This window comes from Pseudomonas sp. GNP014, from assembly GCF_054344005.1.
This window is the reverse complement of record NZ_JBTGUS010000001.1, coordinates 864342-879486: the sequence shown is the minus strand read 5'-3', so window position 1 is coordinate 879486 and position 15145 is coordinate 864342. Positions and strand designations below refer to the sequence as shown.

Here is a 15145-nt window from a genome sequence, read left to right as displayed (position 1 = left end):
CACTCCATGAGCCTCAATATCTTCTGGTTCCTGCCTACCCACGGCGACGGCCATTACCTTGGCACCGCCGAAGGCGCCCGCGCCGTCGACCACGGTTATCTGCAACAGGTCGCGCAGGCGGCGGATCGTCTGGGCTTCGGCGGCGTGCTGATTCCCACCGGCCGTTCCTGCGAAGACTCGTGGCTGGTGGCAGCATCGCTGATTCCGGTGACGCAGCGCCTGAAGTTCCTCGTTGCCCTGCGCCCCGGGATCATTTCCCCGACGGTGGCAGCGCGCCAGGCCGCCACGCTGGATCGTCTGTCCGGCGGTCGCGCGCTGTTCAACCTGGTGACCGGCGGTGACCCGGAGGAGTTGGCCGGCGACGGTCTGTTTCTCGATCACGAGGCGCGCTATCAGGCTTCGGTGGAGTTCACCCGGATCTGGCGTCGGGTGCTGGAAGGCGAGACCGTCGATTACGACGGTGAACACATCAGCGTGAAGGGTGCCAAGCTGCTCTATCCGCCGATCCAGCAGCCGCGTCCGCCGCTGTACTTCGGTGGCTCGTCGGAAGCGGCGCAGGACCTGGCCGCTGAACAGGTCGAGATGGTCCTGACCTGGGGCGAGCCGCCAGCAGCCGTCGCCGAGAAGATTGCGCAGGTGCGCGCCAAAGCCGCCAAGCTCGGACGCACCGTGCGCTTCGGTATTCGTCTGCATGTGATCGTGCGGGAAACCAACGCTGAAGCGTGGCAAGCGGCGGATCGCCTGATCTCGCATCTGGACGATGACACCATCAAGCGTGCGCAGGCATCGCTGGCGCGCTTCGATTCGGTCGGTCAGCAACGCATGGCCGCGCTGCACGGCGGCAGCCGCGACAACCTCGAAGTCAGCCCGAACCTGTGGGCCGGCGTCGGTCTGGTGCGCGGCGGTGCCGGTACGGCGCTGGTCGGCGATGGCCCGACCGTGGCGGCGCGAGTGAAGGAATACGCGGATCTGGGTATCGACACCTTTATCTTCTCCGGTTATCCACACCTCGAAGAGTCGTACCGCGTCGCTGAACTGCTGTTCCCGCACCTCGACATCGAGCGTCCGGAACAGCCGAAAAGCGCCGGTTATGTCAGCCCGTTCGGCGAGATGGTCGCCAACGACATTCTTCCCAAAGCCGCGTCGCAGAGCTGAGGCGCGCCATGAAGAAAATTATCCACAGCCTCGCGCCCTGGGCGTTACCGGTGTTGTTGCTGGCGGTGTGGCAGTTGTCGGTGTCGGCCGGTTGGTTGTCGACGCGGATCCTGCCGGCGCCGGTGGCGGTGATCGAAGCCGGCGTCAGTCTGGTGCGCAGCGGCGAGATCTGGACGCACCTGACCATCAGCGGCTGGCGTGCAGCGCTCGGTTTCACCATCGGCGGCAGCATCGGCCTGGTGCTGGGCTTCATCACTGGCCTGTCGAAGTGGGGTGAGCGTTTGCTCGACAGCTCGGTGCAGATGATCCGCAACGTGCCGCACCTGGCGCTGATTCCGCTGGTGATTCTGTGGTTCGGGATTGACGAGTCGGCGAAGATTTTCCTGGTGGCATTGGGCACGTTGTTCCCGATCTACCTCAACACTTATCACGGCATCCGCAACGTCGACCCGGCGCTGGTGGAGATGGCGCGCAGCTATGGCTTGAGCGGTTTCAGCCTGTTCTGGCAGGTGATTCTGCCGGGCGCGCTGCCTTCGATTCTGGTCGGCGTGCGCTTCGCGCTGGGCTTCATGTGGCTGACGCTGATCGTCGCGGAAACCATTTCCGCCAGCTCCGGCATCGGTTATCTGGCGATGAATGCCCGCGAGTTTTTGCAGACCGACGTGGTGGTGCTGGCGATCCTGCTTTACGCCGTGCTCGGCAAACTCGCCGACCTCGCCGCCCGTGGACTCGAACGTGTGTGGCTGCGCTGGCATCCGGCCTATCAGGTTGCCAAGGGAGGTGCGGCATGACGGCTCAACAACCTCCACGCCTGCTGCGCGGGATTCCGCTGGTGGTGCGCAACCTGCAGAAAACCTTCGGTGCGCGGCAGGTGCTGCGTGACATCGACCTGCACATTCCGGCGGGGCAATTCGTCGCCGTGGTCGGGCGCAGCGGTTGCGGCAAGAGCACCTTGCTGCGCTTGCTCGCCGGCCTCGACCAGCCGACTGGCGGCGACTTGCTGGCCGGCGCCGCACCGCTCAGCGATGCGCGGGAGGACACGCGGTTGATGTTTCAGGAAGCGCGACTGCTGCCGTGGAAAAAAATCATCGACAACGTCGGCCTCGGCCTCAAAGGCAACTGGCGCCCGCAGGCGCTGGCAGCGCTGGAGGCGGTGGGTCTGGCCGATCGCGCCAACGAGTGGCCGGCCGCCCTATCCGGCGGGCAGAAGCAGCGTGTCGCGCTGGCCCGGGCGTTGATCCACCAACCGCGCCTGCTGCTGCTCGACGAACCGCTCGGCGCGCTGGATGCGCTGACCCGGATCGAGATGCAGCAATTGATCGAGCGCTTGTGGCAGCAGCACGGCTTCACCGTGTTGCTGGTGACCCACGACGTCAGCGAAGCGGTAGCGATTGCCGACCGGGTGATTCTGATCGAGGACGGCGAAGTCGGCCTCGACCTGCAAGTTGAATTGCCGCGTCCGCGAGTGCGCGGATCGCACCGGCTGGCGGCGCTGGAAACCGAAGTGCTCAACCGAGTTTTGTCCCTGCCTGGCGAGCCGCCAGAGCCGGAACCCGTTTCACCCCTGCCTACGCAATTGCGTTGGGCGCAATGAAGCAGCTTCAAGCGGCAAGCTACAAGCTGCAAGTAAAAGCGCTGTGCTTTTGCTTGCCGCTTGGAACTCGCAACTTGCAGCTTATTTCGACCCCAGGAGAAATATCATGACTATCAAAGCCATCAACGTGCGCAACCAGTTCAAAGGCTCGATCAAGGAGATCGTTCTCGGCGACGTGCTGTCGGAAATCGACGTGCAGACCGCCTCCGGCATCGTCACTTCGGTGATCACCACCCGTTCGGTCAAAGAGCTCGAACTGGCGGTGGGCAGCGAAGTCATTGCCTTTGTGAAATCCACCGAGGTGTCGATCGCCAAGTTGTAAGTCTGTGAGTAAAAAACAACCCCGGAGGGCGTGAGCCCTTCGGGGTTTTTTGTGCCTGATCTGAAAACTGCGGCGCGGCCTTCGCGAGCAAGCTCGCTCCCACAGGTTCGGTGTCGTTCACAGATGTTGTGTTCACTACAAATCACTGTGGGAGCGAGCTTGCTCGCGAAGGGGTCGGTGAGGGCGCTAGAGATTTCTTTTGGGCAGATAAGGCGGCAGATACAACCCGATATAGGCATCAAACACCCGCATCCCTTCCTCGGCCATGCGCGGCGTGATCTGCCCGTGCTGCTGCACCGAGCGCGCATACACGCGGTCGCCGAGCTCCATCGCCAGCGCAAACACATCGACATCCTCCGGCAGCCTTGGCAATTCGAAGTGATGATCGAACAGCTTGTGCATCAGGTCGCCCAGTTCGATGTCGTGCTGGCGGTCGGCCTGGGTCACTTCGGTCAGGCCATGTTGCGCCAGGATCAACTGGCGCGCGGCGGCGTCTTCGTCGTAGATCTCCAGCATCCGCTGTTCGATCAGCCGCGACAGGTCACGCCAGTCGCGCAGGGCCTGGTGATTGATCGGGGCTTGCAGGCAGGCGCGAAAGGCCGCGTGCACATCGGCGGTCAGCGCTTCGAGCAGCGCCGGGACGCTGGCGAAGAAGTGGTACACGGAGGAGGGCGGAATCTGTGCGCGCTCGGCGACGCTGTAGATCGACAGACTGGCCACGCCTTCGGCCGCCAGCAGTGTGCGCGCGGCGTCGAGAATCGAATCGATCCGCGCCTGGCTGCGGGCACGGGGTTTGCGGACGGGGGCGGGACGCGTCATGGAAGTCTCCTGCGGGGCAGGGGGCATTGTACGAGCCGGGTTCCGTGTTGTCTTGTCGACCGCCATCGCTGGCAAGCCAGCTCCCACAATGATCTGTGTAGAGCACACATTTTGAGTACCCAACAGAACGCTGTGGGAGCTGCGGTGCGACGATTCGACTTGCCAGCGATCCGCCGCAGGCGGCCATCCACCCCATCAACAGAGATGGCTGGTTGGCCATAAAAAAACGCCGTGGGCTGCAGGAGCCGACGGCGTTTTATCTGGTTCGCAATCCGTTTAAACGGTATGCAGGTACCAGTTGTACTCGAGGTCGGAGATGGAGTGTTCGAACTCCTCCAGCTCGCTCTCTTTACAGGCGACGAAGATATCGATGTATTTCGGATCGATGTACTTGGCCATCACCTCGCTGTCGTCCAGCTCGCGCAATGCATCGCGCAAGTTGTTCGGCAGGCTTTGTTCGTTCTGCTCGTAACTGTTGCCTTCGACCGGAGCGCCCGGTTCGATCTTGTTCACCAGACCGTGATGCACACCCGCCAGGACCGAAGCCATCAGCAGGTACGGGTTGGCGTCGGCGCCGGCCACGCGGTGTTCGATACGCACGGCATCGGCAGAACCGGTCGGTACGCGGATCGCCACGGTGCGGTTGTCCAGGCCCCAGCACGGCGAGTTCGGTACATAGAACTGCGCGCCGAAGCGACGGTACGAGTTGACGTTCGGGCAGAGGAAAGCCATCTGCGCCGGCAGGGTCTCGAGCACACCGCCGATCGCGTGACGCAGCGCGGCGTTCTGCTCGGGATCCTCGCTGGCAAAAATGTTTTTGCCATCTTTGTCGAGTACCGAAATGTGCACATGCAGACCATTGCCTGCCTGGCCTGGGTACGGCTTGGCCATGAAGGTGGTGTCCATTTCATGGTCGTAGGCGATGTTCTTGATCAGACGCTTGAGCAGTACCGCGTAGTCGCACGCCTTGATCGGGTCGGCGACGTGGTGCAGGTTCACTTCGAACTGCGCCGGGGCACTTTCCTTGACGATGGCGTCGGCCGGAATACCTTGCTCTTTGGCGCCTTCCAGAATGTCCTGGAGGCAGTCGACGTATTCGTCGAGGTCGTCGATCAGGTAGACCTGAGTCGAGTGTGGGCGTTTGCCGGAGATCGGCGAGCGTGGCGGCTGTGGACGGCCGTTCACGTTTTCCTGGTCGATCAGGTAGAACTCGAGTTCGAACGCGGCGCAGATGGTCAAGCCCATCTCGTCAAATTTTGCAACAACTTGACGGAGCACTTCGCGCGGATCGGCGAAGAACGGGTCGCCTTCGAGTTCGTGCATGGTCATCAACAGTTGCGCGGTAGGGCGCTTCTGCCATGGCTCGTTGCACAGGGTGTCGGGGATTGGATAGCAGATCCGGTCGGCGTCGCCGATGTCCAGGCCCAGGCCGGTGCTTTCCACCGTAGAGCCATTGATATCCAGAGCAAATAGAGAGGCCGGCAGGTTGATGCCTTTCTCGTAAACCTTGTGGAGGCTGGTGCGTTCGATGCGCTTGCCGCGCACCACACCATTCATATCCGCAATCAGAAGGTCAACGTACAGAACCTCAGGATGTTCCTTAAGGAACGCGTTCGCTTCGTTAAGCTGAACGGCACGCGGGGGTACCGACATGATGCAACACCTTTGTTGTTAAAAATATCAATCATTGATCTTTTCTGGTTTCAGTCAACCCGAACGGCCTGCCGAAGTCAAGCGAGGCCTTTTTTGCCCTAAAAAAGCGCTGCGAGGGCATTTATGGGGCACTTTGGGGCGGTTTTTTATCCTTGGGACGCTTGGCACCCGCAGGCTTGAGCAGGCCGTGTTGTATTTTTTACGGGGGTGTTGTGTAAAAAAATGAACAAGGCTAAGCTCGGATCAAACCCATAACAGCAATAATACCGGGGTGCTTCATGTCTCGCCTGCCGTTAATCGGCATCACCGACTGCTCGCAACAGTCCGGTCTGCATGCTCATCACATCAGTGGCGATCAATCCGTCCGTAGCGCAGCCAGCAAGGCTCGCGGGCTGTCTATGCCGGTCTCGTCGGCAGCAGCCAGAACGGTCGCGTCCGTTATTCTGGACGTACGGCAAGGCATCCTGTTTATGGCGTCTCCTTTCACTATAGATCCCTTTGAGTCCCAAAGCCTGTGCCGCTCTTCGAGCCGTGCTCATGATTCTGCACGCCTTGAATGTGCACAGGAAATGCAACGCCAGCGTAAAGGGCAGGTAAGCTCCTCTTTCATTGTTGATGCGCGGTGCCAGGCGTAAGCCGGCACTGCGCGCAAGCAAGCACCCTTTAACGCGACGTCACGGCGTCAAACTTTGCCTGACACCCCTGTCAGGAGACTCAGCCCAGAGGCATTTATGAGTAACAACCTCGACCAGCTCACCGATTGGTTGAAAGACCACAAGATCACAGAAGTCGAATGCATGATCGGCGACTTGACCGGTATCACCCGCGGCAAGATCTCGCCGACCAACAAGTTCATCGCCGAAAAAGGCATGCGCCTGCCAGAGAGTGTGTTGCTGCAGACCGTGACCGGCGACTACGTTGAAGACGACATCTATTACGAACTGCTCGATCCGGCCGACATCGACATGATCTGCCGCCCCGACCAGAACGCCGTGTACCTGGTGCCGTGGGCGATAGAGCCGACCGCCCAGGTGATCCACGACACCTACGACAAGCAAGGCAACCCGATCGAGCTGTCGCCGCGCAACGTGCTCAAGAAAGTCCTGAAACTCTACGCCGACAAGGGCTGGCAGCCGATCGTGGCGCCGGAAATGGAGTTTTACCTGACCAAGCGCAGCGACGACCCTGACTATCCGTTGCAGCCGCCGATTGGCCGTTCGGGCCGTCCGGAAATCGGTCGTCAGTCGTTCTCCATCGAAGCGGCGAACGAATTCGACCCGCTGTTCGAAGACGTCTACGACTGGTGCGAACTGCAGGAGCTGGACCTCGACACGCTGATCCACGAAGACGGCACGGCGCAGATGGAAATCAACTTCCGTCATGGCGACGCCCTGTCGCTGGCCGACCAGATCCTGGTGTTCAAACGCACCATGCGCGAAGCCGCGCTCAAGCACGACGTGGCCGCCACCTTCATGGCCAAGCCGATGACCGGTGAGCCGGGCAGTGCGATGCACTTGCACCAGAGCATCATCGACATCGAGACCGGCAAGAACGTGTTCTCCAATGAAGACGGGACCATGAGCCAGCTGTTCCTGCACCACATCGGTGGCCTGCAGAAACTGATCCCGGAATTGCTGCCGCTGTTCGCGCCGAACGTCAACTCGTTCCGCCGCTTCCTGCCGGACACCTCGGCGCCGGTGAACGTGGAGTGGGGCGAAGAGAACCGCACCGTGGGCCTGCGCGTCCCGGATGCCGGGCCGCAGAATCGCCGTGTGGAAAACCGCCTGCCGGGCGCCGACGCCAACCCGTACCTGGCGATTGCCGCAAGCCTGCTCTGCGGCTACATCGGCATGGTCGAGGGCCTCAACCCGAGCGCGCCAGTCGTTGGCCGTGGCTATGAACGCCGCAACCTGCGCCTGCCGCTGACCATCGAAGACGCCCTCGAACGCATGGAAAACAGCGCGACCATCGAGAAATACCTGGGCAAAACCTTCATCACTGGCTACGTCGCGGTTAAACGGGCCGAGCATGAAAACTTCAAGCGCGTGATCAGTTCCTGGGAGCGTGAGTACCTGCTCTTCGCCGTCTGATACGCCGGGCACGGCTGGCAGCAGCCGTGCCTTCACCGATAACAAGGAGAATTGGCATGACCAGCAACAACCCGCAAACCCGTGAGTGGCAAGCCCTGAGCAGCGATCACCACCTGGCCCCGTTCAGCGACTTCAAGCAGCTGAAAGAGAAGGGCCCACGGATCATCACCAACGCCAAGGGCGTGTACCTGTGGGACAGCGAGGGCAACAAGATCCTCGATGGCATGGCGGGTCTGTGGTGCGTGGCGATCGGTTATGGCCGCGATGAGCTGGCTGACGCGGCTGCCAAGCAAATGCGCGAACTGCCTTACTACAACCTGTTCTTCCAGACCGCGCACCCGCCGGCACTGGAACTGGCCAAGGCCATCGCCGACGTGGCACCTGAGGGCATGAACCACGTGTTCTTCACCGGCTCCGGCTCCGAAGGCAACGACACCATGCTGCGCATGGTTCGCCACTACTGGGCGGTCAAGGGCCAGCCGAACAAGAAAGTCATCATCAGCCGCAAGAACGGCTATCACGGTTCCACCGTGGCCGGCGCGAGCCTGGGTGGCATGACTTACATGCACGAACAGGGCGACTTGCCGATCCCGGGCATCGTCCACATTGCGCAGCCGTACTGGTTCGCCGAGGGCGGCGACATGTCGCCGGAAGAGTTCGGCCTCTGGGCGGCCAACCAACTGGAAGAGAAAATTCTCGAAGTCGGCGTGGACAACGTCGGTGCCTTTATTGCCGAGCCGATTCAGGGCGCTGGTGGCGTGATTATTCCGCCCGACAGCTACTGGCCGCGCATCAAGGAAATCCTCGCCAAGTACGACATTCTGTTCGTGGCGGATGAAGTGATCTGCGGTTTCGGCCGTACCGGTCAGTGGTTCGGTTCGGATTTCTACGACCTGAAACCGGACATGATGACCATCGCCAAAGGCCTGACCTCCGGCTACATCCCGATGGGTGGCCTGATCGTTCGCGACGAAGTGGTGAAGGTGCTCAACGAAGGCGGTGATTTCAACCACGGCTTCACCTACTCCGGACATCCGGTGGCAGCAGCGGTGGGTCTGGAAAATATCCGGATTTTGCGCGACGAGAAAATTATCGAGAACGTGCGTAACGAAACGGCACCGTATTTGCAGAAACGTCTGCGGGAACTGAACGATCACCCATTGGTGGGTGAAGTGCGCGGGGTCGGTCTGCTGGGGGCGATCGAGCTGGTGCAGGACAAGGCCTCTCGCAAGCGTTACGAAGGTCGGGGCGTGGGCATGATCTGCCGGCAGTTCTGCTTCGATAACGGCCTGATCATGCGCGCCGTGGGCGACACCATGATCATTGCGCCGCCGCTGGTGATCAGCAAGGCGGAGATCGACGAGCTGGTTACAAAGGCACGCAAGTGTCTGGACCTGACCCTCAGTGCGTTGCAGGCCTAAGTGCTAGGCTTCGAGCGAGGGAGCCGCGGCGCTCTCGCTCGATGGTGTCAGAAAGGTCGGCCTTTTGTTGAAAGACCGCCTCCGATCTTGCCAGACTAGCCGCGGTTCCAGTTGTCGGGGTTCGGCCGCTGAACAGAGTGGTTCAAAAAAGAAAAATTTGGAGCATGACGCATGAAGGCATTAGGTAAAAAGCTTGCTGGCAAGACTCTTCTCGCTTTGTCCGTAGCGGGCATGATGGCGGGTGCGGTTCACGCGGACGACAAGGTGCTGCACGTCTACAACTGGTCCGACTACATCGCCCCGGACACCATCGCCAACTTCGAGAAGGAGTCGGGGATCAAGGTTGTCTACGACGTATTCGACAGCAACGAAACCCTGGAAGCCAAACTGCTGGCGGGCAAGTCCGGTTACGACGTCGTTGTGCCGTCGAACAACTTCCTGGCCAAGCAGATCAAGGCCGGCGTTTATCAGGAACTGGACCAGTCCAAGCTGCCTAACTGGAAGAACCTGAACCAGGACCTGCTCAAGGCCGTATCGGTCAGCGACCCGGGCAACAAGCACGCCTTCCCGTACATGTGGGGCTCGATCGGCATCGGCTACAACCCGGAGAAGGTCAAGGCTGCGCTGGGCGTCGACACCATCGACTCGTGGGACGTGCTGCTCAAGCCGGAAAACATCGCCAAGCTCAAGGGCTGTGGTGTGAGCTTCCTCGATTCGCCGACCGAAATGCTGCCGGTCGCGCTGCACTACCTGGGCCTGCCAACCGACAGCCAGAAGAAAGAAGACATCAAGAAGGCCGAGGAACTGTTCCTCAAGATTCGTCCTTCGATCACCTACTTCCACTCCTCCAAGTACATCTCGGACCTGGCCAACGGCAACATCTGCGTAGCGGTCGGCTACTCGGGTGATGTGCAGCAGGCCAAGTCCCGTGCTGCCGAGGCCGGTGACAAGGTCAAAGTCAGCTACGCCATTCCGAAGGAAGGCGCGGGCAGCTTCTTCGACATGGTCGCGATTCCGAAGGATGCCGAAAACGTTGAGGGCGCCTACAAGTTCATGACCTTCCTGCAGAAGCCTGAAGTCATGGCCGGCATCACCAACGCCGTACGTTTCCCGAACGGTAACGCTGCTGCAACGCCACTGGTGAATAAAGACATCACCAGCGATCCAGGCATCTACCCGCCAGCCGATGTGCAGGCCAAGTTGTATGCCATCGCCGATCTGCCAGCGGCGACCCAGCGTGAATTGACCCGCAGCTGGACCAAGATCAAATCCGGTAAATAAGCCGGTTTGAAGCCGTAACCGCTGGCCGTCGTCGTTTGTGAGGGCGGTCAGCGGATCAATTAAATGACAGGAAGTTTTGCAGGAACGGTTTTTCGAGGGTAAGTTGCGCGCCGGTTTTGTTTCCGGGCAGCCATGGCTGTCATGTAACGCGGGGCAACTTGGGCCCAATTAAATTAGAGGACCTCCACTTGCCTATTTTTTCTTCTTTGCGCAAAGCCCTGCTGGCCACTGCCGGCCTGACCATTGCTGTCGGAGCCCAGGCCGCCGGTACGGTGCATATTTATAACTGGTCGGACTACATCGGCGAGACGACCCTGGCTGACTTCCAGAAAGCCACCGGGATCACACCGGTCTACGACGTGTTCGATTCCAACGAAACCCTGGAAGGCAAGCTGCTGGCCGGGCGTACCGGTTACGACGTGGTCGTGCCGTCGAACCACTTCCTCGGCAAGCAGATCAAGGCGGGCGCGTTTCAGAAGCTCGACAAGGCGCAATTGCCGAACTATTCCAACCTCGACCCGGTGCTGCTCAAGCGCCTGGAACAGAACGATCCAGGCAACCAGTACGCCGTGCCGTACCTGTGGGGTACCAACGGCATCGGTTACAACGTCGACAAGGTCAAGGAAGTGCTCGGTGTCGACAAGATCGACTCCTGGAGCGTGCTGTTCGAGCCCGAGAACATCAAGAAACTGCACAGCTGCGGCGTCGCGTTCCTCGATTCGGCGGATGAAATGATGCCGACCGTGCTCAACTACATGGGCCTGAACGCCAACAGCACCAACCCCAAGGATTACGAAAAAGCCACCGACAAGTTGCTCGCGGTACGTCCTTACGTGACCTACTTCCACTCGTCCAAATACATCGGCGACCTGGCCAACGGCGACATCTGCGTGGCCATCGGTTTTTCCGGTGACATGTTCCAGGCCAAGCATCGCGCCGAGGAAGCCAAGAAAGGCGTGAACATCGCGTACTCGATTCCAAAAGAAGGCGGCGCGCTGTGGTTCGACATGCTGGCGATTCCGAAGGACTCGTCCAACGCCAAGGAGGCGCACGCCTTCATCAACTATTTGCTGAAACCTGAGGTCATCGCCCAGGTCAGTGATTACGTCGGTTACGCCAACCCCAACCCGGGGGCGGACAAGCTGATGGAACAGTCCATCCGCACCGATGCAGCGGTTTATCCACCGCAGGCCGTTCTCGACAAGACTTACGTGTCGGTCGAGTTGCCACCCAATATTCAGCGTTTGATGACCCGTAGCTGGACCAAGGTCAAGTCGGGCAAGTAAGGCACAAACTATCCTGGGTTCGTCTGCATTGGGCGAACTGCACTGTTTTTTTCTGGGAGTTTCGTAAATGGCAGTTGCCTCCGGCGCCTATAAGAAAGCCCTCGAGGGCGACCAGACACCTAAACAGGTGTTGGTCAAAATCGACCGGGTCACGAAGAAGTTCGACGAGACGATTGCCGTGGACGATGTGTCCCTGGAAATCAAGAAGGGTGAGATCTTCGCCCTGCTCGGCGGTTCGGGATCGGGCAAATCCACCCTGCTGCGGATGCTGGCAGGGTTCGAACGGCCCACGGAGGGGCGCATTTTCCTCGACGGCGTCGACATCACCGACATGCCGCCGTACGAGCGACCGATCAACATGATGTTCCAGTCGTACGCCCTGTTCCCGCACATGACTGTGGCGCAGAACATCGCGTTCGGCCTGCAGCAGGACAAGATTCCCAAGGCCGAGATCGACGCCCGCGTAGCCGAAATGCTCAAGCTGGTGCAGATGAGCCAGTACGCCAAGCGCAAGCCGCATCAACTGTCCGGCGGTCAGCGGCAGCGCGTGGCGCTGGCGCGTTCGCTGGCCAAGCGGCCGAAGCTGCTGTTGCTCGATGAGCCGATGGGCGCACTGGACAAGAAACTGCGGTCGCAGATGCAACTGGAGCTGGTGGAGATCATCGAGCGCGTGGGCGTGACCTGCGTGATGGTGACCCACGACCAGGAAGAGGCCATGACCATGGCCGAGCGCATCGCGATCATGCACCTGGGCTGGATCGCCCAGATCGGCAGCCCGATCGACATCTACGAAACCCCGACCAGCCGTCTGGTCTGCGAATTCATCGGCAACGTGAACATCTTCGAAGGTGAAGTGATTGACGACGCCGAAGGCCACGCGACGATCACCTGCAAGGACCTCGACCGGCAGATCTACGTCGGCCACGGCATCAGCACGTCGGTGCAGGACAAGTCGGTCACCTACGCGATCCGTCCGGAGAAACTGCTGGTCACCGCCGACCAGCCGACCTGCGAATACAACTGGTCGAGCGGCAAGGTGCATGACATCGCCTACCTGGGCGGTCACTCGGTGTTCTACGTCGAGCTGCCGAGCGGCAAGCTGGTGCAATCGTTCGTCGCCAACGCCGAACGCCGCGGCGCCCGCCCGACCTGGGGTGACCAGGTTTACGTGTGGTGGGAAGACGACAGCGGCGTGGTACTTCGCTCATGAACATGCGCAAATTCAAACGCCGCCTCAATCGAATAATTCCCGGTGGCCGCCAACTGGTCATCGGGGTCCCGTTCATCTGGCTGTTTCTGTTCTTCATGCTGCCGTTCTTCATCGTGCTGAAGATCAGCTTCGCCGAAGCCGACGTGGCCATCCCGCCGTACACCCAGATCTACACCTTCGCCGAGCAGAAGCTGCAGTTGCTGCTGAACCTGGGCAACTACGCGATGCTCGGCGACGACGAGTTGTACATTGCCGCGTACCTCGGCTCGCTGAAGATGGCGTTTTTCAGCACCATCCTCTGCCTGCTGATCGGCTACCCGATGGCCTACGCCATCGCCAGTGCCCGTAAAGAGCTGCAAACGGTGCTGGTGCTGCTGATCATGATGCCGACCTGGACCGCGATCCTGATCCGCGTTTACGCGTGGATGGGCATCCTCAGCAACAACGGCCTGCTCAACGGGTTCCTGATGAGCATGGGCCTGATCGACGAGCCGCTGCAGATCCTCAATACCAACCTCGCCGTGTACATCGGTGTGGTCTATTCGTATCTGCCGTTCATGATCCTGCCGCTGTACGCCAACCTCGTCAAACACGACACCAGTCTGCTGGAAGCGGCGTCGGACCTCGGTTCGAGCACCTTCAACAGCTTCTGGAAAATCACCGTGCCGCTGTCGAAAAACGGCATCATCGCCGGCTGCATGCTGGTGTTCATCCCGGTGGTGGGTGAGTTCGTGATCCCGGAACTGCTTGGCGGCCCGGAAACCCTGATGATCGGTAAAGTGCTCTGGCAAGAGTTCTTCAACAACCGTGACTGGCCGGTGGCGTCCGCCCTGGCGGTGGTGATGCTGGCGATCCTGATTGTCCCGATCATCCTGTTCAACCGCAGTCAGGCCAAGGAAATGGAGGGTAAAGAATGAAGCGCTTCCGTTTCTCCAGCCTGATGCTGGTTCTGGGTTTGTTGTTCATCTACCTGCCGATGCTGATCCTGGTGATCTACTCGTTCAACGCCTCGAAACTGGTGACAGTGTGGGGCGGCTGGTCGATCAAGTGGTACGTCGGCCTGCTCGACAACACGCAATTGATGGGCTCGGTGTTGCGCTCGCTGGAAATCGCCTGCTACACCGCGGTCGCCGCGGTGGCGCTGGGCACGCTGGCAGCGTTCGTGCTGACCCGCATCACCCGCTTCAAGGGCCGCACGCTGTTCGGTGGCCTGGTCACCGCGCCGTTGGTGATGCCGGAAGTGATCACCGGTCTGTCGCTGTTGCTGCTGTTCGTGGCGATGGCGCAGATGATCGGCTGGCCGCAGGAGCGAGGCATCGTCACCATCTGGATCGCCCACACGACGTTCTGTGCGGCTTATGTGGCGGTGGTGGTGTCGGCGCGTCTGCGTGAGCTGGACCTGTCGATCGAAGAAGCGGCCATGGACCTTGGTGCGCGGCCGTGGAAGGTGTTCTTCCTGATCACCATCCCGATGATCGCGCCGTCGCTGGCAGCGGGCGGCATGATGTCGTTTGCCCTGTCGCTGGACGACCTGGTGCTGGCGAGCTTCGTCTCCGGGCCGGGCTCGACGACCCTGCCGATGGAAGTGTTCTCGGCGGTGCGTCTGGGCGTGAAGCCGGAGATCAACGCCGTGGCCAGCCTGATTCTGCTGGCGGTATCGCTGGTGACCTTCATGGTCTGGTTCTTCAGCCGCCGTGCCGAAGAGGCGCGCAAAAAAGCCATCCAGCAAGCCATCGAAGAAGGCGCCGCCGATTCGTGGAAACAACCGGACGTACGTCGCGCCCCGGCGCCGGAAGCGGCGTAAGCCCTACGGTAAAAAAAGCCTCACTTCCTGCAAAGGTAGTGAGGCTTTTTTGTGGCTTGGCATCAGGCTTTTGTGGCGAGGGTGCAGTTGTATGGGCTGGCTAATCTCACCGGTGACCTGAGCATTGCCGATCTGGCGAATGCGGCGAACATGAGCGCACGCAATTTCTCTTGGGTGTTTGCGCGCGAAGCCAAGGTCACGCCAGCGGAGTTCGTCGAGCGGGCGCGAGTGGATGCGGCGCGGGTGATGCTGGAAAGTACGGCGGCGCCGTTGAAGACTGTGGCGTATCAGTGTGGTTTTCGCGATGCGCAACACATGCGCAGTGTGTTCAATCGCCGGCTGGGCGTGACGCCGCAGCAGTTTCGGCTGAATTTTGCGGTGGCGCATTAACCCTCACCCCAGCCCTCTCCCGGAGGGAGAGGGGGCCGACCACGGTGTCTGGCGTTTTACATCGACCTGAAAGACCCTATCGATTATGGATTCGGCAAAGCAGGGTCAGGACGGTGTAAG

At 60.5% G+C, this 15145-nt stretch carries 13 protein-coding genes and 1 pseudogene; 12 read left to right on the top strand and 2 right to left on the bottom strand.

From position 1 onward, the window contains the following. Positions 1-6 precede the first annotated feature (6 nt). From ssuD to ACXX9E_RS04095, 4 genes are all read left to right on the top strand, one after another. Positions 7-1155 (top strand): FMNH2-dependent alkanesulfonate monooxygenase, encoded by a 1149-nt coding sequence (gene ssuD, locus ACXX9E_RS04110; RefSeq protein ID WP_123469676.1) that lies wholly within the window; start codon positions 7-9, stop codon positions 1153-1155. A gap of 8 nt (positions 1156-1163) precedes the next feature. After that, positions 1164-1946: an aliphatic sulfonate ABC transporter permease SsuC gene (ssuC, locus tag ACXX9E_RS04105; protein ID WP_458555057.1), complete on the top strand. Its 783-nt coding sequence runs from the start codon at positions 1164-1166 to the stop codon at positions 1944-1946. Then, positions 1943-2749 carry an aliphatic sulfonates ABC transporter ATP-binding protein gene (gene ssuB, locus ACXX9E_RS04100; RefSeq protein WP_429541643.1) on the top strand — a complete coding sequence of 269 codons (807 nt, stop codon included), beginning with the start codon at positions 1943-1945 and terminating at the stop codon, positions 2747-2749. Before ssuC ends, ssuB begins: the two co-directional genes overlap by 4 nt. A gap of 106 nt (positions 2750-2855) precedes the next feature. Continuing rightward, a complete protein-coding gene (locus tag ACXX9E_RS04095; protein WP_007967989.1) occupies positions 2856-3071 on the top strand; it encodes a TOBE domain-containing protein in 216 nt (71 codons plus the stop codon). Positions 3072-3257: 186 nt separating this feature from the next. On the opposite strand, the gene ACXX9E_RS04090 is transcribed toward ACXX9E_RS04095, so the two are convergent. Continuing rightward, positions 3258-3890, bottom strand: a complete 633-nt coding sequence (locus tag ACXX9E_RS04090) for a TetR/AcrR family transcriptional regulator (RefSeq protein WP_222834089.1) — start codon at positions 3888-3890, stop codon at positions 3258-3260. 276 nt (positions 3891-4166) lie between these two features. Next, positions 4167-5543, bottom strand: coding sequence for a glutamine synthetase family protein (locus ACXX9E_RS04085; RefSeq protein WP_128615876.1), 1377 nt, complete (start codon positions 5541-5543; stop codon positions 4167-4169). Positions 5544-6274: 731 nt separating this feature from the next. Here ACXX9E_RS04085 and ACXX9E_RS04075 point away from each other — a divergent pair. From ACXX9E_RS04075 to ACXX9E_RS04040, 8 genes and pseudogenes are all read left to right on the top strand, one after another. Next, a complete protein-coding gene (locus ACXX9E_RS04075) occupies positions 6275-7633 on the top strand; it encodes a glutamine synthetase family protein (RefSeq protein WP_007967993.1) in 1359 nt (452 codons plus the stop codon). A gap of 56 nt (positions 7634-7689) precedes the next feature. After that, complete coding sequence (locus ACXX9E_RS04070; protein ID WP_458555056.1) at positions 7690-9054, top strand: aspartate aminotransferase family protein; 1365 nt, start codon at positions 7690-7692, stop codon at positions 9052-9054. Positions 9055-9225: 171 nt separating this feature from the next. Continuing rightward, the gene (locus ACXX9E_RS04065; protein ID WP_128615878.1) at positions 9226-10335 is read left to right on the top strand and encodes a polyamine ABC transporter substrate-binding protein; all 1110 of its coding nucleotides are present in this window, start codon (positions 9226-9228) and stop codon (positions 10333-10335) included. A 188-nt stretch (positions 10336-10523) separates the two neighbouring features. Next, a complete protein-coding gene (locus ACXX9E_RS04060) occupies positions 10524-11621 on the top strand; it encodes a polyamine ABC transporter substrate-binding protein (protein WP_123469664.1) in 1098 nt (365 codons plus the stop codon). Between the two features lie 67 nt (positions 11622-11688). Next, a complete protein-coding gene (locus ACXX9E_RS04055) occupies positions 11689-12831 on the top strand; it encodes an ABC transporter ATP-binding protein (protein WP_103302476.1) in 1143 nt (380 codons plus the stop codon). Positions 12832-12866: 35 nt separating this feature from the next. After that, complete coding sequence (locus tag ACXX9E_RS04050) at positions 12867-13748, top strand: ABC transporter permease subunit (RefSeq protein ID WP_457237102.1); 882 nt, start codon at positions 12867-12869, stop codon at positions 13746-13748. Beyond that, a complete protein-coding gene (locus ACXX9E_RS04045; protein ID WP_123469660.1) occupies positions 13745-14635 on the top strand; it encodes an ABC transporter permease subunit in 891 nt (296 codons plus the stop codon). The genes ACXX9E_RS04050 and ACXX9E_RS04045 overlap by 4 nt, the downstream gene beginning before the upstream one ends. Positions 14636-14707: 72 nt before the next feature. Next, positions 14708-15025: pseudogene (locus ACXX9E_RS04040) on the top strand (helix-turn-helix domain-containing protein); the annotation flags it as partial. Between the last annotated feature and the right edge of the window lie 120 nt (positions 15026-15145).